The sequence below is a fragment of the Paenibacillus sp. Dod16 genome, assembly GCF_049893405.1.
Classification (GTDB): Bacteria; Bacillota; Bacilli; order Paenibacillales; family Paenibacillaceae; genus Paenibacillus_AQ.
Genome location: NZ_JBNDYG010000005.1, coordinates 261,415 through 279,113 on the forward strand (window position 1 = coordinate 261,415; position 17,699 = coordinate 279,113).

Annotated in this window: 13 protein-coding genes and 1 pseudogene; all 14 read right to left on the bottom strand. The window is 50.3% G+C overall.

Translation table 11 applies throughout. The annotated features are described in order from the left end of the window. Window positions 1-37: 37 nt before the first annotated feature. Window positions 38-961 (bottom strand): patatin-like phospholipase family protein, encoded by a 924-nt coding sequence (locus ACPV3A_RS06065; protein WP_071223835.1) that lies wholly within the window; start codon window positions 959-961, stop codon window positions 38-40. Between the two features lie 78 nt (window positions 962-1,039). Continuing rightward, a pseudogene (locus ACPV3A_RS06070) lies at window positions 1,040-2,559 on the bottom strand (family 10 glycosylhydrolase). A 116-nt stretch (window positions 2,560-2,675) separates the two neighbouring features. Beyond that, window positions 2,676-3,101, bottom strand: a complete 426-nt coding sequence (gene mntR, locus ACPV3A_RS06075) for a transcriptional regulator MntR (protein WP_009591262.1) — start codon at window positions 3,099-3,101, stop codon at window positions 2,676-2,678. Between the two features lie 152 nt (window positions 3,102-3,253). Then, window positions 3,254-3,967, bottom strand: a complete 714-nt coding sequence (locus ACPV3A_RS06080; RefSeq protein ID WP_194541856.1) for a cytochrome c biogenesis CcdA family protein — start codon at window positions 3,965-3,967, stop codon at window positions 3,254-3,256. Between the two features lie 17 nt (window positions 3,968-3,984). Further along, complete coding sequence (locus ACPV3A_RS06085) at window positions 3,985-4,791, bottom strand: metal ABC transporter permease (protein ID WP_194545121.1); 807 nt, start codon at window positions 4,789-4,791, stop codon at window positions 3,985-3,987. A gap of 45 nt (window positions 4,792-4,836) precedes the next feature. Beyond that, window positions 4,837-5,586, bottom strand: a complete 750-nt coding sequence (locus ACPV3A_RS06090; RefSeq protein WP_071223831.1) for a metal ABC transporter ATP-binding protein — start codon at window positions 5,584-5,586, stop codon at window positions 4,837-4,839. Between the two features lie 100 nt (window positions 5,587-5,686). Continuing rightward, a complete protein-coding gene (locus ACPV3A_RS06095) occupies window positions 5,687-6,817 on the bottom strand; it encodes a metal ABC transporter solute-binding protein, Zn/Mn family (RefSeq protein ID WP_426198447.1) in 1,131 nt (376 codons plus the stop codon). Window positions 6,818-7,028: 211 nt separating this feature from the next. Then, entirely contained in the window at window positions 7,029-9,017 is a 1,989-nt protein-coding gene (gene metG, locus ACPV3A_RS06100) for a methionine--tRNA ligase (protein ID WP_339222990.1), read from the bottom strand. Between the two features lie 475 nt (window positions 9,018-9,492). Continuing rightward, a complete protein-coding gene (gene yidD, locus ACPV3A_RS06105) occupies window positions 9,493-9,750 on the bottom strand; it encodes a membrane protein insertion efficiency factor YidD (protein WP_194541853.1) in 258 nt (85 codons plus the stop codon). Next, window positions 9,747-10,217, bottom strand: coding sequence for a Fur family transcriptional regulator (locus ACPV3A_RS06110; RefSeq protein WP_220685924.1), 471 nt, complete (start codon window positions 10,215-10,217; stop codon window positions 9,747-9,749). Before ACPV3A_RS06110 ends, yidD begins: the two co-directional genes overlap by 4 nt. Window positions 10,218-10,446: 229 nt before the next feature. Then, window positions 10,447-13,185 (bottom strand): stalk domain-containing protein, encoded by a 2,739-nt coding sequence (locus ACPV3A_RS06115; RefSeq protein ID WP_426198448.1) that lies wholly within the window; start codon window positions 13,183-13,185, stop codon window positions 10,447-10,449. Between the two features lie 155 nt (window positions 13,186-13,340). Then, window positions 13,341-14,981 carry a beta-N-acetylhexosaminidase gene (nagZ, locus tag ACPV3A_RS06120; protein WP_339222986.1) on the bottom strand — a complete coding sequence of 547 codons (1,641 nt, stop codon included), beginning with the start codon at window positions 14,979-14,981 and terminating at the stop codon, window positions 13,341-13,343. Window positions 14,982-15,079: 98 nt separating this feature from the next. Beyond that, window positions 15,080-15,865, bottom strand: a complete 786-nt coding sequence (locus tag ACPV3A_RS06125; protein WP_194541850.1) for a response regulator transcription factor — start codon at window positions 15,863-15,865, stop codon at window positions 15,080-15,082. After that, entirely contained in the window at window positions 15,843-17,699 is a 1,857-nt protein-coding gene (locus tag ACPV3A_RS06130; protein ID WP_220687473.1) for a cache domain-containing sensor histidine kinase, read from the bottom strand. Before ACPV3A_RS06130 ends, ACPV3A_RS06125 begins: the two co-directional genes overlap by 23 nt.

The following is a 17,699-nucleotide window of genomic DNA, read 5'->3' on the forward strand; positions in this document are numbered from 1 at the left end:
GTCCAACCGTGCTAACTCATGCCGGCCGGACGGTTTTTTAATGTTCGGATTTCCAGCGGGCGAAAAACATCGTACCCGCCGTTAACCCCGAATTGTATAAATTCTCGCTTTCCTCCTTGGTCAGATTAAAATGAGTGGTACCAATGCCAAGTGTCGGAATTTTAATCGTTCGATTCCGGTTTTGCTGTTCAATATAACGTTCATCGTGAGCGGAAAGCATCGTCTCAAACATGGCGGTTAACATGCCGATCGGGCCATCAATCAAATGGGGCAAGTTACTATTCTTCCCGACCATCTGGAAGCCAAGCACTGGCAGCGGCTTAGGTCCCCCCTTCGACTCGCGATCAAAGAGCCATAACGGAAAGTTGCTGAGCAGTCCCCCATCCACAATGTATACAAATTGTTCGCCGAACGACTTACCTTTGGCGGCCCTGCCCAATAAGCGAAGAATGACGGGATCGAAAAAATACGGAATGCTGCAGCTCATGCGCACAGCCTTGGCCACGGGAAATGTTGCGGGGTTTATGCCATATTGGCGAAGGTCATCCGGAAGCACCAGCAGCCTTCCATTCGTAATGTCCGAAGCCACGATATACAGCTTGCCTGCCGGGATGTCCGAGAACGTAAATATCCCTTTGGCAAGCAGGATTTCCCGAATCCAGTTCTCCAGGGCTTCTCCGGAATACAGCCCTTTCTTAATCAACACCCGCAAGGCGGGACCGATAAACTTCGTATTAAAAATCGGCGCTCGCTGGAGAAACGAATGAAAGGGCGTCTCCTCAATAATGCGCTTGATCTCGTCTGCCCGGTAGCCTGCTGCCAGCACGGATGCCACGATCGAACCGGAGGACGTTCCGGCAACACGGCTGAATTCCATGCCGGCATTCTCCGCCGCCTTGACAGCCCCGGCAAGCGAGATCCCCTTCACTCCCCCACCTTCAAATACCGCATTAATTTGCATATAAAATCCCCCGCCTCACATGGTCTAATGACTATGTATGAGCGCGGGGGATGTTTCATACCTATGGGACGTGCCGATTCATCTATAATATGATTGCAATTGATCTTTAATGCCTAACGGATTACTTAAAATATTCTCTGCTCTAAAGAAAATGCTGCCTTTAACCTCGGCATAATTCTGATTGTACTTCAATTGATTGATGATCTCCGATGCGCTCTGCCAACCGATTTCGCTGGTTCCCAGTTTGTAGGGGGCATGCCCGATCAGGAGATCTACGCCGGTTCCTTGTACTTCGCCGGCCCACCAGTCCACCAGCTTATCATAGTCGGCGGCCGGATTACTCATGCTCCAATAGATTTGCGGAGCCACGTAATCGATCCAGCCGTTCTGGATCCAGGCCCTCACATCAGCATACATGCTGTCATAAGCCGTCACGCCGGCTTTCGTATCCGATCCCGTCTTATCCACGGACTGGTTACGCCATACGCCGAAAGGACTGATTCCGTATTCAACGTCCGGTTTCACACGGTGAATGCTCTCACCGAGCGATTGCACAAATGCATTGATGTTTCCGCGACGCCAATCTGCGAGGTTTGCGTAAGCACCTTGATTGTATTGGCGGTATGCCGCATCATCTTTGAAGACCGTATTCGATGGGTAGAAGTAATCATCCAGGTGAATACCGTCAATATCGTATCCGTTCACGACCTCCATAATGGTATCGATGATATGCTGACGAGCTTCCGGGATCCCTGGATTGATGTACAGCTGCTTGCCTGTGTTCACGATCCAATCCGGGTGGCTAAGCGCAACGTGGGATGGATCGAGCGATGCCGTCAAAATATCGGTATTGGCCCGGAAAGGATTAAACCATGCGTGGAACTCCATATTCCGTTTATGCCTGCTCCTTGAATGCCTGTCAGCACCTTGGACCATGGCACCATAGTGGATGGATACAATGCATCGCCAGCCGGACGTACCTGCACGTACACGGTATTGATGCCAACTTCCTGGAGCGAATCCAGCAAGGCGATGTAAGATGCCTTTTGCTGTTCTGCACTGGTCTTTGTTTTCGGCCAATCCAGATTGAACACCGTGGATATCCAGGCGCCTCTGACTTCATCCCCATTGGATACCGGTGGTGGAAGAACAACGTCCGTGCCTGTGGTCAGCGAGATACGCTGTGCCGCTTGGTTCCATTCGACTTGCACACCCAGGTTCTCGCTGACAAACCGCAGCGGAACCATAACCCGGCCGCTCTTAATTTCAACCGATGCATCAAGTGCTACGGATGAGCCGTTCACAAGCGCGGTTTTACTGCCGGATGTCAATTGCAGATTCGAGCCGTCCAGCCCGATCGTTACGGTCTTTAACTTCTGATTCCAAGCTACCGAAGCGCCCAGGCCTTCACTGATAATCCGCGTAGGAACCATGGTTACATTAACCTTCGGCAATATGTAAGGAGATACGTCACTGTTTAAGGTTACGCCGTCCAACTGAATACGGATAGGAGCTGCCTTCGCTTGCGCAGTTGGGACCACCGACGGGAGACACAATAGTAACATAATCAGCACCAACAACCATCTACGAAGCTTCATTTCTATTAATCCTCCGAAAATATGAAATTTGCAGGTAATCTAACTTATTAATATAACACTGGAAATATGACGGTTCAGTTTAAAAAAGCATCTGTCACAAGCGGACAGATGCCACATTACGATTCGTTGACTAATTCGTTATGAACGTCACGCAAATCCTGAAGTCGATTCTCATCGCGCTTGAAATACTCCACAAGCGTCTCAATTCTCGTAATGGAATCCCAGCTTAAATGATGCTCGATTCCTTCAACATCCCTATAAATATTTTCATCCTGTACACCTATCATCTCAAGGAATTCCTCAAGCAAATGATGACGTTCCATGAGCCGTTTGCCCATTTTTTTGCCTTTGCTGGTCAGAACCAAACCGCGATATTTTTCATAGATCAAATATTCGTCTTTGTCCAGCTTTTGAATCATCTTCGTGACGGATGAGGGGTGAACCTCCAAGCCTTCGGCAATATCCGAAACGCGCGCATATCCTTTTTCGTCGATCAACTTGTAGATGCGCTCCAAATAATCCTCCATGCTAGGTGTCGGCATCTTATTCCCTCTTTTCTATAATTACATAACCCGTGCAAAATACTCTTTTACCTGCAATAGTAATGATACATGTTTTGGAGACCGGTTGGCAAGTCCTGGCCCAATCCTATGTCAATAATGACTTATGAATTGAACCAGTCTTCCACTCGATTTTAAAATTTAAGCCACTCCGGTGTAATGCCTTGCAGCCAAATCGTAATTTTGTACATTTGATCTGTAAAGAGCAGAACCCCCATCAATATCATCAAGACGCCGCCGACCTTCATCAGCGTGCTTGAATACTTGAGAATCCAGCGGGTCGAGCCGATGAAAAAAGCCAGGATGAAAAAAGGCACTGCAAACCCCAGGGAGTACGAGGTAATCAACGGGAACCAGGTTCCCGGATCGGAAGCTGCCAGCGCGATGATGGCCGTTAAAATCGGGCCGACGCATGGCGACCAGCCTGCAGCAAACCCGATGCCAAACAGAAATGTTCCTATGTATCCGGTCGGTTTGGATTTAAAATTGAATTTCCGGTCCTTCATTAAAAACTTGGGCTGGAAAATGCCAATGAGCATAAGTCCCATCACGATGATCAGCAGCGCAGAAAGCTGACGGATCAAGTCTTGATATTCCGTGAAGAACTCCCCGAACAGGCCTGCCCCCCAACCGAGGGTGTAATAAACAGCAGAAAACCCAAGGATGAACGCAAGTGTATGCGTCATGGTCCGGAATCGGACCTCCTTGCGGTTCTGATCGTTCTTCAAGTCATTAACCGACATGCCTGTAATAATCGATAAGTAGGACGGGTACAGCGGTAAACAGCATGGAGATATAAAAGAAGCAAAACCGGCAGCAAACGCGATGCCGATATTAATATCAGCCATTTTATTTCAGAACCCCCTTATGTCGTAAAGCCCTTTTTGCCGACAAGCGTAATGATAAGCAGGCTGATCAGCAGCAGCACGATGGTCGCGCCTGGTGCCAGATTAAATACGCCCGCAAGCATCAATCCCCCGATAACGGCAATTTCGGAGATGATGACCGATAATACGATGGAGCTTCGGAAGCTTCTTGCCAGCAGTAAACTGATTGCTACCGGAATCACCAACAATGCGGATACCAGAAGCGCGCCCACAATTTTGATGGCGGTGCTTACAACAAGGGCCGTCAGTACCGTAATGATCATGTTCATCCATTTGACAGGCAGTCCGCTGACACTGGCGGCATCCTCCTCGAAGCTGAGCAGGAAGAACTCCTTGAAGAACATCACCACAACCGCAATGACAACGATGGTTACACCGCCCACCATATAAATATCCGTGGAATCCAGCGTGTAGATGCTGCCGAACAAATAACTCATAACATCCGTATTATAGCCCATTCCCAGGGTGAAAAACAGCGAAGCAAGCGCAACGCCGCCAGACATAATAATGGCGATTGACAGCTCGGCATAACTTTTATATGCCTTTCGCAGCTTCTCAATCGCAAATGAGGCCAGCACCGCGAACACAAGTCCAGCGGCAAGCGGATATACTTCGATCAGAAATCCGAGCGCCACACCCGCAATCGTAACGTGCGACAACGTATCGCCGATCATGGACAGCCTGCGCAGCACGAGGAATATCCCGATAAGCGGGGCTGTAATGCCGATCAGAATCCCTCCGATCAGCGCCCGCTGAAAAAAATCGCTAAACAAAATATCAAGCAATGATAACGTCCCCTTCTCCTGCTTCAAAAAGCTTGTTTCTATACATTAGACGAGCGAATGCTGCAAATCCACTTCCGCGCAGTTTTCGATTTCATGAGAATGCCTTACAAAAAACTGAATTTTTCCGTTCTGCGATACCGGCGATTCTCCCAGGTAGTCTTTGACCATGTCCAAATCATGGGTGACCATCAAAAACGTCATGTGATGATGGGCATGCATATGGGTAATCAGTTCAAAGAATCCGGCCTGGGTCTCGGCATCAATGCCGATCGTAGGCTCGTCCAGTATGAGCAGATCCGGGCGATTGATGAGCGCCCGAGCGAGAAACACGCGCTGCTGCTGTCCCCCGGACAGGGCCCCGATCCGCTTATCGGCAATATCCTGAATGCGCATCACTTCCAGCGCGTCCTCACATTTCTGGTGGTCCAGGCGGTTCAAACGGCGAAACATTTTCTTCCGATTATATAGCCCGGACATGACAACTTCACGCACAGTGGCCGGGAACAGCGGATTAAACGAATTTTTCTGCGGAACGTACCCAATTCGCTCCCAGTCCTGAAACTTACGGATCGGCTGACCGAACAGTTCGATAGACCCTTCGGCGGCAGGCAGCAATCCAACGATCATGCGGAGCAGCGTCGTTTTGCCTGCCCCGTTCGACCCGACAATACCTACGAAGTCCCGCTCTTTTATGGTGAAATTGAGATCCTTGATCACCTGTTGCTCGCGGTAATGAAAGGATACATCCTTGATTTGTACAATAGGTTGGTGGCAATCCTGTGCTGCCGGCTCCATAACCAGGCCGCCTTTCTCTCTGTAGTCTTTCTATCTAATATATGAATTTCATAAACATTCATAACACGAAAGAAGAGGGGGATAAGCTCCCCCATCTTCCTTATTGTAAAGCCTTCGTTAGATTTTGCAAATTTTTCTCCATCAGCGTGAAATAATTCTCGCCGCCGCTCGCCTGCTCTTTAGTCAGTCCCTCCACCGGATTCAATACCAAGGTTTCCACGCCTGCTTCATTTGCCAGCGTTTTGGCAAGTTTATCCGATACGAGTTCTTCGAAGAAAATATATTTAACTTCCTTCTCTTTTACCGTCTTGGTGAGGTTCACAATATCCTGCGCTCTGGGCTCCGCGTCCGGTGAGAGTCCCATAATCGCATGCTGCGTCAAGCCATAATCCCGACACAGATATCCGAACGCCTGGTGGGATACGACAATGTCTTTCTTCGGCATTTTGGACAACTCGCTTGTGAAATCGTTATCCAGTTTGACCAGCTTCTCTTTCAAGGCTTCAAAGCGCTGTTCATAACCGTCCTTATGTTCAGGATCCACCTCGACAAGGCTGTTCTTGATATTCTCAGCCATGACCAGGGCGGATTTTGGGCTTACCCATGTATGCGGATCCGTATGATGAGTGTCGGTGCTAGTCTCGGCTGCCTCTTCTGCGTGGTCATGGCCTGCATGATCTTCTTCGGCGCCTTCCTCATGGCTGTGGTCATGCTCCGCTTCGGCACTTTCTTCATGGCTGTGATCGTGCTCCGCTTCGGCGCCTTCTTCATGGCTGTGATCATGTTCCTCTTCGTGGGCTGCTTCCCCGTGTCCATGACCATCGTCTCCCACAGCATCAATCAGCTGGATGCCGTGACTGACTTCAACCGGCTTGACTTGCGTGTCTTTATCAAGTCCCTTCAAAAATCCCGGTACCCAGCCTTCCAGCCCGGCACCGTTATAGAGAAACAGCTGGGCCTTGGAAGTATTCACGATATCCTGGCTGCGCGGTGTCCAATCATGCGGCTCCACGCCCGTTGGCAGAAGATTTACGACATTGGCGTCATCCCCGCCAATCTCCTTCGTAAATTCATATATTGGATAAAAGGTCGTAATGACGTTTACCTTGCCCTCTACAATGCTGCCGCCGGATTTACTTCCGCATCCCGACAGGATGAGTACCGCCAATAAGATAGAGGTTACACTCCAGGTCCAACCGGTAAGTTTGTTCTCTCTCTTTCTCTTGTTCATGTTCATCTCCCCATATCCGCTCCGATCAATTAATCGTAATCTTTACTAACAAGATTATAAAAGCAGGTAAAGCCCGTTGTCAACCAAATCGTAAAATTTACTATTAATTTTCAATAGAGATGTTGTATCCTCCGTATTAAAGGAAAAAATAACGGCGTACCCTTTAACAGGGTACACCGTCTATCGCGACTTAATTCAATGAGAGAGCATTTTATTTGACAACTGCGCCGTTAGGCATGCCGTCCGGTACGGTTGCAAGCGTCAGCTGATCGCCGTGGGATGCGGCCAGAATCATGCCTTGCGACATTTCGCCTCTAAGCTTCACCGGTTTCAGGTTCGTTACGCAAATCACTTTCCGTCCAACCAATTCCTCCGGCGTGTAAAACTTCGCTATACCGGATACCACTTGCCGCTGCTCGAATCCGAGGTCAAGCTGCAGCTTAAGCAGCTTGTCCGCTTTCTTCACCGGCTCGGCTGCAATCACCTGCGCTACGCGCAGCTCGACCTTGGCAAAATCCTCAATGCCGATTTCCTCTTTAAGCTCTACAGGCTCCGCCGTGCTCTCGGCCGGCGAATCTGCTGCCGAGGTCGAAGTCTCTTCCTGAGTGGCCTTCGTACCGCCTGTCATCGCCTCGGCGATGTATGCCACTTCCTGCTCTGTATCCAGGCGAGGGAATATCGGCTCGCCTTTTTGAAGCTTCGTTCCAGCCGGTATAGCTCCGAACTGGCGTCCGCTCTCCCAAGTCGTCCATTCGCCTTCCGCCAGGCCAAGCTGATCCCACATTTTCTTCGGTGTTCGGGTCAGGAACGGCTGAAGCAGGATTGATGCTACGCGGAGCGTCTCCACCAAGTGACTCATGACCGATGCCAGCTCATTCCGTTTGTTCTCGTCTTTGGCCAGTGTCCAAGGCTGGGTCTCATCAATATATTTGTTGCTGCGGCTGACAAACTGACTGATGGCCGTCAGCGCAACGGAAAATTCCATATTTTCCATAGCGGTTTCGACTTTCTCATAAACCGACTTAGCCGCTTCCTCGATCGCTGCATCAAACGGCGTTACGCCGGCGGAGAACGCCGGAACGACTCCGTCAAAATATTTATCGACCATGGCCACGGTACGGTTCAACAAGTTACCCAAGTCATTGGCCAGGTCGGAGTTCACCCGTTCCACGAAGCTTTCCGGCGTAAAGGTGCCGTCCGCTCCGAATGGAACTTCACGCAGCAGGTAATAACGAAGCGCATCAAGACCATACCGGTCAATCATCGTAACCGGATCAACCACATTCCCCTTGGACTTGGACATTTTCCCGTCCTTCATCAGCAGCCAGCCATGGGCAAACACCTTTTTCGGAAGCGGAACATCGAGCGCCATCAGAATGATCGGCCAATAGATCGTATGGAAACGGACGATCTCCTTACTCATCAGGTGTACGTCAGCCGGCCAGTATTTGTCATACAGGCTGGTGTCCTCTGTACCGTAACCGAGTGCCGTTATATAGTTCAGAAGGGCGTCAATCCACACATAGATCACATGTTTCGGATCGCTCTTCACTTTCACGCCCCACTCATAGGTCGTACGGGACACAGCCAGATCCTCAAGACCCGGCTTAATGAAGTTGTTGATCATCTCATTCTTGCGGGATACCGGCTGAATGAAATCCGGATTCTCCTCGTAATACTGGAGCAAGCGGTCCACATATTTGCTCATGCGGAAGAAGTAGCTCTCTTCCTTCACAAGCTCAACAGGTCGTCCACAGTCCGGACAGTTGCCGTTTACAAGCTGACGTTCCAGGAAGAAAGACTCACAAGGCGTACAGTACCAGCCTTCGTATTCGCCCTTGTAGATGTCATCCTGCTTCAGCAGACGCTCAAATACCTCCTGTACAACCGTGGTGTGGCGCTGCTCCGTGGTGCGAATGAAATCTTCGTTCGATATGTCCAGCTTCTTCCACAGGTCCTTGATGCCGGCCACGATATCGTCGACGAACTGCTGCGGGGTTTTTCCAGCCTCCGCCGCTTTGCGTTCAATCTTCTGTCCGTGCTCATCGGTCCCCGTCAAATAACGGACATCGTATCCGCGAAGCCGTTTGTAGCGGGCCATCGCGTCGCCGGCCACCGTAGTATAAGCATGCCCGATATGCAGCTTATCACTTGGATAATAGATTGGCGTTGTAATATAAAACGTCTTTTTGTCTGCCATTGTAACCTTCCTTTACCGTGAAATGGATTGTTTGTATCAGGCAATCTCTTTACGAAAACAGCAGTAAATAGCAAAAAACCCCCGTCCCCATGGGACGAGAGTTGTTCTCACGTGTTACCACCCAAATTCCCTGTCCCCTTACGGGTAACAGGCTCATCTGCCGTCATCCGGCCGTCCATTAACGCTGGCTCACGCCGCTCCTTTACGGCAGCCTTCATACCCCGACTGCAGCGCTCAAAAGCGGATCCTCCAAGACCATTTTCCGAAATTCGCCAAGACCGGTTTCCAGCAGCTCCGGCTCTCTGTTCAAGGCAAGCTTTCCGTACTTATCTCTTCCTCGGATATACCTATAATTTCTTACATTTTAATCAAACGGGCTGCGGCGTGTCAAGATGAGCCGCGGTCCGTCGAATGGCTATGACCTATAAGACAGGATGCATTCCGTTTCGTATCCGCTAGGATACCCCAAAAAACGCTATTTCTCTGTCCATGAAGACGACATCTTATCCTTGCGCGGCGGAACCATATCAATGCCGCCTGGATGAAACGGATGGCATCTTGCTATTCGCTTGGCCGCCAGCCAGGAGCCCTTAAGCGCGCCGTGCACCTCAATCGCTTCAAGAGCATAGGCCGAGCAGGTTGGATAGAATCGGCAAGTCGCCGGTTTCAACGGAGAGATGAATTTCCGATAGAAGTGTATCGGCACCTTCACCACCCTGCGCGCTGTGCTCATGCCCGGCTATCCCGCTTTCCTGCACCGCCTGGTGAAACTTCATTATCCGCACTGTCCTTGCCGCAGTCCCGGCAGTAGCCGAACACTTCGAATTTATGCTGAACCACCTGGAAATCATCCGGCGCATCGGTCAGCTGCATCGGGCAAAACGTAATCGGGTACGTCTTCTGGCACTGCAGGCAGATCATGTGATGATGGTGATGTTCTTCGCTGCAGCGTCCTCTAAACTTGATGCCTTCCTCGAACACAACCTGCTCCAATACGCCAAGCTCGTACAATACCCGAAGATTCCGATAGACCGTATCGAAGCTCAAACCGCTGTACTTCCGGCCCATATATTCGTACACATCCTTGGCCGTTAAATATCCAGGATGTTCCCCAAACAATTTGGCAAGTGTCTTGCGCTGATCAGTAATGCGCAGCCCATGTTCCGACATGGCGTCGATGATCTGTTCCGTCGTAAGCATACGGAGGTAACCTCCTCTACTTGAAGATACTCTCTTCTTATAATGCCTGAAAAATAAGACAGCGTCAATGAAAGCGGTTGTGTATAGGCTAAACGCCTGCAAGGTACCCGCCAGTGGAAAATAGATGCCTGGGATATGACATGATCCCTCAGCAAGAACCAACAAAAAGGACAGCCCTAACCATGTTCTGGCTAAGAAGGCTGTCCCGTTGCTATACATGATGAATGGATTAGTTCTTTAATTGCGGAAGCGGCTGGAGCAGAATGTTGATTGGCAGACTGCTTCCCGGCGCCGCCGTAAACAGGATTTCCACGGTCTGCTCGTATTTCCCCGTACGATAGAGAACGGCAGCTTCATTCGGCGCAGATACGGCGCCACCGCTTGTATTCGGCGTCTGAATGATATTTCCGTTCACCATCATCGCACCCATGTACTTGCCTCCGCGCGGATTCAGCGTGATCAGCGTATTGGGTGCTACGCGGTGCAGCTTGATTTTGTACAGTACACCGAAGTTCCCGGCATTGGATTGATATGAACCGTTAATGCCGTCATACCCTTCCAGATTCGGATCGTTTGTCTTGTCGCCGAGCGCGAGACGGGTAGGCGCGTCGCCAACCAAGTCATAGGATTCAATAATCCGCGTCGAGTCCGGATACGTTCCCCGGTTATGAACGCCATCGCTCGGATGGAGTTTCAGGTAAGGCAGCTTTTGAATCGGATCCTTGGCTTCATCAATCATGATGACATCATATCGGATCGGCGAGTCGGAATAGAGATCAGCAAACATGGAGAGCACCTGCTGATTCTTCAAGGTTTGCGCGCTCAAGTCTTGCAAAATGATCCGGCTTTCCCCAGGGGCGAGCGAGATCGTCTTGAATGCATCCGCAGACTGCATGGACTCGAGATAACGCTGGACAGCCGCTTTACCCGTGGCTGTCGGGATATTGATCGGACCGCCCAAACCGGTATACTCGGTGGTCAGACGCGCCGTCATCGTGTTGATGTTGGTAGCGACGACATACATCTTCATATTCTTCCCGGTAGCGTTCAAGTGGTGAATCATGAATCGCGTGCTGGCATTGCCGACCTCACGGTAGACAATCCCCTCTTGATAGACGGTTTCCGGAGAGTTGCTGCGAATCAACAGATACGGTTCGGAGCTTCTCGTAATCGGCATCAGTTTCCATGTCGGCACAGCTGATCCGTCAAAGGTGTATTTGTCGCCGATGCCCGTAAATAATTGATTGAATTGATCGCGCGTATACAACACTTCACTCGTTACGTTTATGATCTTCTCGTATGAGCTGGTCGCTCCATGTTTATCGGTAACAATGAGCAGCACCTTATGCGTTCCTGCCGTAAAAAAGGCCTGATCGTTGTTTTCCCACTTATACGTAAGCTCATCGCCAGGATCGTTGTCATAACTCATATTCATGTACGTTATTTTCTCACCGATCTTATATTCCTGTTTGTCCGTTTCGAACATGGCAACAGGGGGCGTATTCGGTGCGGATACTTGAATGCTCAATATATACGGGTCGCTCCACTCCCCGCTGGAATCCTGTACCGAGTAGGAAACCGTATGCACGCCGGGTTCGTCAAAAATCTCTTCCCGGCCTTCCCAATGCTCGTCAACAATAGCCAGTCCCGTCGGAGAATAGGCATTCGTCTTATACGTAACCGTTGTTTGTCCGGCAAGAATCTCGCCAGGCTGCACCGTGAAGGAAGCTACCGGCTTTGAGCTCAGGCTAAGGATAACCCGTTTGTTCGGCTGGTCCACCCGATAACTAATGTCCAGCGCCTGCGTAATGCTGGTCAGCGGCACCATGAATGTATTGTTGGACTGATAAGCCGGTCCCTTCATTGATTTTCTGACMCCGTTCACGGTGTATACGCTGCTGTTCGTCTTAAAACGAAGCTCATCGTTACCGCGGATAATAATCGTTTCCTTTGTCTTTCCGTCATAGGTCAGCTTCAGGCCGACACGATCAACGAGGGAGCGAATGGCAACATAGGATACGCCATTCTTGACTGCCATTGGCTGACCTGCCGTATAAGCTTTCCCGTTCTGATACATCTTGTTGCTGTTCATCATCAGGATGAGGTCATTCGGACCCAGGTTCGGTATGTTCGGAACCTCGCTGCCAGATCCCCCGCCGTTATTTCCGCCTGGCTGTTGGCCGTTACCGTTGCCGCTGCCCATACCGGATAAATCAAGAATAACCTTTTTCTCGGGCTGGTTTACCCGGTATGGAATATCAAGGGCTTGCGTGATCGCGGTTAACGGAACCATAAACACATTGCTGCTCTGGTAAGCAGGGCCTTTCATTGGGCGTACCTGTCCGTTGACCTTATAATTGCTGCTTCCTGTCGTAAACCGAAGTTCATTGCCATCCTTAAGGATGATGGTTTCCTTCGTTTTGTTATCGTAAGACAGCTTCAGTCCTGCACGTTCAACCATGGCGCGAATGGCGACATAGGATACCCCTTGCTTCACAGCCATCGGCTGACCCGCTTTGTATTTCTTGCCGTTATGGTACATCACATTGCTGTTCATCAGCAGCACAAGTTCGTTAGCCGAAACATGGGAAGTGCTGACTTCGGGCTTGTCTCCGGATGGGCTGCCCTCTTCGTTCTCTGATACCTCATTATCGGAAGGATCGCTATCCGTGTCCTCCTGCTCCTGCTGTTCATTTGGGGCAGAAGGTTCGGCATTCGGATCGCTAATCGTGCCTTCAACTGAATCAGAAGGTGTTTCCTTTGGCGTTGCCGATGTTTCCTCCGCTTGCTGCATGTCCGTCTGTTGTTCTCCACTCTGCTGGCTTTGTCCTTCCACCGGGGACTGCAGCGCTGATTGGCTATTTAGCGCCGGAGCTGTAATATCCGGTGATTCAGCTGCCGCGGGAAATGCCATGGATACCTGTGCCGCGGCAAGGACTGTAATCATCGAGATTCTCTTGAAATTCATTCTCTACTCCTTTAAAACACTCAGTATAGTCTGTCTGCCTCTATTGGACATACTATTAGACGCGAAGTTTCCCGAAAAGTTGCTCAGAAATGGCTGGAAAATAGGAAAACCGGAGCATTCCTGGGTAGGAAGACTCCGGTTTGAGCAACCCTTATTCAATTGTTGACATAGTCCTGATTACCGCTCCAACCTAGCGGATAAGCCTCGCTGATCCCTACCGGGAGCTTACCCTCCGGTTTAACCTGTCCTATCAAGACGCCCGCGGTCGCATTCATATAATAAGGCGTGTTCTCGTAGCTGCACAAATACGTCGGAACCGGGGGAAGATCATTGATATCATAAGGATTACGGGTAGCGACGATAACAAGGGCCACATCCTCAAGTTCAGCCAGCTTGTTCACCAGCTTCTGCTGGCCGGCGGGAAGACGGCTCTCGGAAGTGTACGTGGCTACCACAATCTGTTTATATCCTTCGGCTGCCTTAACGGCCTGCTCGACCTCTTCATCGGACATATCGGTTCCGACACGCAGATCGTCTGCCGGAACCCCGTAACATCTTAAGGCATCCCCCAAGGTATAGCTCATGCTCCATGCTTCATCAACCTGGGTTGCCGAAAGCAGTTCCGGCCAGATCACGGCCACAGCCTGCGCCGGCTTAAGAGGCAGCTGCCCTTCGTCTTTCACCAGCGTGATGCCTCTGCCTGCGATTTGAGCCAGCAATTGTTTGGTCTCTTCCGCCACCTCGCCAATCGGGTAGACCGGAAGCTCCTCTGCGAGCATCGCATTACGCTGCTTAAGCGCCAATATCCGCTCTACAGCCGTATCGATCAGATTCTCTGAAAGCCTTCCGCTGCGGACAGCTTCAATGACGGCCGTAATCGCCGCCGTCTGCTCGGATAGATTGTGGCTGACCAGTACGCAGTCCGCACCCGCTGCGATCGCGCGTATCGCGCCCTCCGGAATCCCGTACTCTTTGGAGATCGCATGCATCTCAAGGCAGTCCGTTATGATCAGCCCTTCAAACCCCATCTCTTCCCTCAGCAAACCCGTTAACACGGCATGAGAAAGCGTTGCCGGCAGATCACTCGGCTCTATCGCCGGGAAACTGACGTGAGCCGTCATAATGGCGTCCACACCGTCCCGGATCGCTTGCGCGAACGGATACAATTCCACGCTGCGGAGCCGTTCCAGATCATGCGGTACAGAAGCCCGCCCGAGATGTGAATCGACGCTCGTATCGCCATGTCCCGGGAAGTGCTTGGCCGTAGCGGACACGCCTTCTTCCTGATATCCCTTAATGGCCGCAGCCCCAAGCGCGGCAACAGCTTGGGGATCTTCGCCGAAGGAACGCACGCCGATGACCGGATTACGAGGATTGTTGTTCACGTCGAGGCAAGGAGCGAAATTCATGTTCACGCCGAGTGAACGCAATTCGCGCGCCCCGATTTGCGCTACCCTGTACGAATCCTCCGCGCTGCCCGCTGCTCCAAGCGCCATATTTCCCGGAATGCGGCTGATGCCTTCATGATCAATCCGGGCAACCATACCGCCCTCCTGATCTATTGAGATCAGAAGCGGGAACTTTTGGCGGTCCGATGCGAGCTGCTGCAAGGACTCTGACAGTTCGGCAAGCTGAGGCAGCGTTTTCACGTTCCGGCGAAAATAGCAGATGCCCCCGACCTGATATTGTTCGATCAGTATTTTGGCGTGCTCATTCGGCGTTAAGGCGTTGAAGCCGCATATAAACATTTGTCCTACCTTTTGTTCTAACGATAAATCTGCTGCCGTCCATTTCATTGATCTCATACCTACTTTCTATCCATTTAAAGGACTTTGCAAGCCAAGCGGGTTAATCTAGCGATGACTGTAGCAGCCTGCATGGGCCCTATCAAAACCTATACCGTTGCCTCTCCGGACATTTCCCGGAATTCGGATGGCGTCATGCCGGTGGCTTTTTGAAATACCTTGGTAAAATACCGACGCTCATGATAACCGACAAAAGAGCCGATCTGCGCAATGTTCTTGTCGCTGTTCACTAACAGGAACTTGGCCGCCTCCATCCGCTGTCTCGTCAAGTACTCCACGAAGGTAAGCCCTACATGGTTCTTGAACAATAAACAGAAGTAACTGGAGCTGATCCCTAAATGCTCCGAAAGCTCCTCAATCCCCAAATCCTGTCCCATATGGGTATTGATATACTCCAGAGCAGACGTTACCAATTGCTCCGGCGTTTTCTTAACCGCTTCAGGATTCGGAGCCTCATCGATTAGCGAAACGGTATTGTAATACTTCTCTTTCGCCCTCTTCTTGCGGATCTCCTCCCCGATCTCTCGAATCTTCATCTCAAGCTCACCGTAATGAATCGGCTTGCTGATATAATCCTTGACGCCCAGCTTAATTGCTTCCCGGGCATATTCAAACTCCTGATATCCCGTTAACAAAAAAATTTCCGCCCGGCTTCCTTTCTCCCGAATCTTCGTAATAAAGGTCAGTCCGTCCATGACGGGCATCCGGATATCACACAGAATCAGATCCGGGTTATACTGATCCGCTACTTCAAGTGCTTCCATCCCGCTTCGGGCAAGTCCGACAACCTTCATGCCCATCTCTTCCCAAGGCAGAACCTTGCTGAGATTGTTCAGGATTGGAGCCTCATCGTCAACTAATAATGCCTTCAACATGCTGCCCTTCCCCCCTGTCATAATTGGGTATGACGCATTGTATAACGGTGCCGCCGGGGCGGCTTGAGCATATGAATAGACCGTAATAATCCCCGTACTGAATGCGAAGCCGGTCAGCCACGCTCCGCAGTCCAAGTCCCCGTCGTTCCTGGTTCACTTTGAGATTCTGCATCGTCGTCTGTTCCGATCCGTTATCCTCGGACACCATATATTCAAACATGGACAACTGCTCTGAGGTCATGCCGAGCCCGTTATCCTCTACCCGAATGATGACATTACCGAGTTCCTTCCATGCAGAGATGCGTATCCATCCTGTGTAAGAAATCCCTTCAAAGCCATGCTGTATGCTGTTCTCAACCAGCGGCTGCAGCGTCAGCTTCAAGATGCGGCTGTGCATAAGCTCTTTCGGCACGTCAATCTCGTATTCGAACAGGTCCTCGAACCGAAACTTCTGGATTTCAAGGTAGCTCTGCAAGTGCTTGATTTCTTCATCCAGCGTAATTTCTTCCTTTTCCTGTATACTGATCCGCAAGATGCTGGCAAGCCGGTATACCATTTCGCTGACCTTGCGTCCTTCATTCTGCACAGCGAGAACGTTGATCGATTCCAAGGTGTTAAAGAGGAAGTGCGGCTTAATCTGCGCTTGCAGCACACGCATCTCCGCGTCGGTCTTCTGCCTCTGCTCCTTTTTGATCTGCGCAAACAGATTGTTGATCCGGTTCATCAAATTGTTGAACCCTTTCGACAGCAGCAGCAGCTCATCCTCTCCCTTCTCTTCAACTCTCGCATTCAAATCCCCATCTTCCACGCGGCGCATAAACCGTACGATGACTGCGATCGTCCCGGTAATCCGATTCATGAACAGGCGGTTGAACACAATCGCCGTAACCAGACAGAGGCCCATAATGACGAAGAACCACTTGGCAAAAGAAGTCACTTCTTGTGAGAGCGAGTTCCAGCTGGTCACCGAGACGAGATTCCAGCCGTAATCATTCAGATGATAGATGGAGACAATATTCTCCTTACCGTTAAACTTGGCTTTAAAACTTTGGTAGCCTTGCTTAAATTCAACGTCACGCTTCATATATTGACTAATATTTTGGCCATCCATATCGTTATTTGGATCAAATAAAATGAAGCCTTCATTGTTGACCAACATAAACGATGTATTCTGCAGATTGTTAGGCAGTGTCAGATGACGGAAAATTTCTTCAAACTCCCACCTCTTGATCTGGACGACCAGGATCCCCAGCTTGCGGAGTGTCGTCACGTCCTTAATCAGCCTGATCTGGGTAAATACCGGCTCCGCCCCCGTCAATTCCGGAAATTCGTGCGGAGCCAGCCATTTGGGGATTCCGTTAAGCTGCACAACCTCTTCGTATAAAGGACTGTTCTTAAACTGCTCATAGGGCAGTGTTCTGAAATCCTCTTTACTGAATATCGGAATCGGCGATGACTCTTTATTGAAATGATATAAAAACGCATAACTGATGGCTGGGTGATTGTATAGTAGATTCCGAAAGTTTCGCTGTCTGTCGTTCAGTTTCAGCTGTTCCGCATTGGATTCCTTAATCAGGTTTTGATCATCGGGATTCTTGGCATTCAGCGCCATGGCAAAGACGGAGGTGGCAATCCCGTTATCCGTGACATACTCCATCTCCTTGAACACGCTCAGAATGCTGTAGCTGATCGCTTTTAGCGAATATTCAGCCTGCTGGCTGTACTTTTTCTCAATCGAATTGTACGTAATAAAGAATGTAAATAGGCCCAGCACAAATAACGGAATAATAATAAGCCCCAAAAAGGCCGTGAATAGTTTGTTCCGCAAATTCAT

Bases quoted from the DNA above. Each gene is read 5' to 3' on its own strand.
- metG (WP_339222990.1), bottom strand. From the start codon at position 9,017: ATGGCAGACAAAAAGACGTTTTATATTACAACGCCAATCTATTATCCA.
- ACPV3A_RS06090 (WP_071223831.1), bottom strand. From the start codon at position 5,586: ATGGAGCCGGCAGCACAGGATTGCCACCAACCTATTGTACAAATCAAG.
- ACPV3A_RS06080 (WP_194541856.1), bottom strand. From the start codon at position 3,967: ATGGCTGATATTAATATCGGCATCGCGTTTGCTGCCGGTTTTGCTTCT.
- yidD (WP_194541853.1), bottom strand. From the start codon at position 9,750: ATGAGCACAGCGCGCAGGGTGGTGAAGGTGCCGATACACTTCTATCGG.
- ACPV3A_RS06125 (WP_194541850.1), bottom strand. From the start codon at position 15,865: ATGTTGAAGGCATTATTAGTTGACGATGAGGCTCCAATCCTGAACAAT.
- ACPV3A_RS06110 (WP_220685924.1), bottom strand. From the start codon at position 10,217: ATGCTTACGACGGAACAGATCATCGACGCCATGTCGGAACATGGGCTG.
- ACPV3A_RS06065 (WP_071223835.1), bottom strand. From the start codon at position 961: ATGCAAATTAATGCGGTATTTGAAGGTGGGGGAGTGAAGGGGATCTCG.
- ACPV3A_RS06130 (WP_220687473.1), bottom strand. From the start codon at position 17,699: ATGAATTTGCGGAACAAACTATTCACGGCCTTTTTGGGGCTTATTATT.
- mntR (WP_009591262.1), bottom strand. From the start codon at position 3,101: ATGCCGACACCTAGCATGGAGGATTATTTGGAGCGCATCTACAAGTTG.
- nagZ (WP_339222986.1), bottom strand. From the start codon at position 14,981: ATGAAATGGACGGCAGCAGATTTATCGTTAGAACAAAAGGTAGGACAA.
- ACPV3A_RS06095 (WP_426198447.1), bottom strand. From the start codon at position 6,817: ATGAACAAGAGAAAGAGAGAGAACAAACTTACCGGTTGGACCTGGAGT.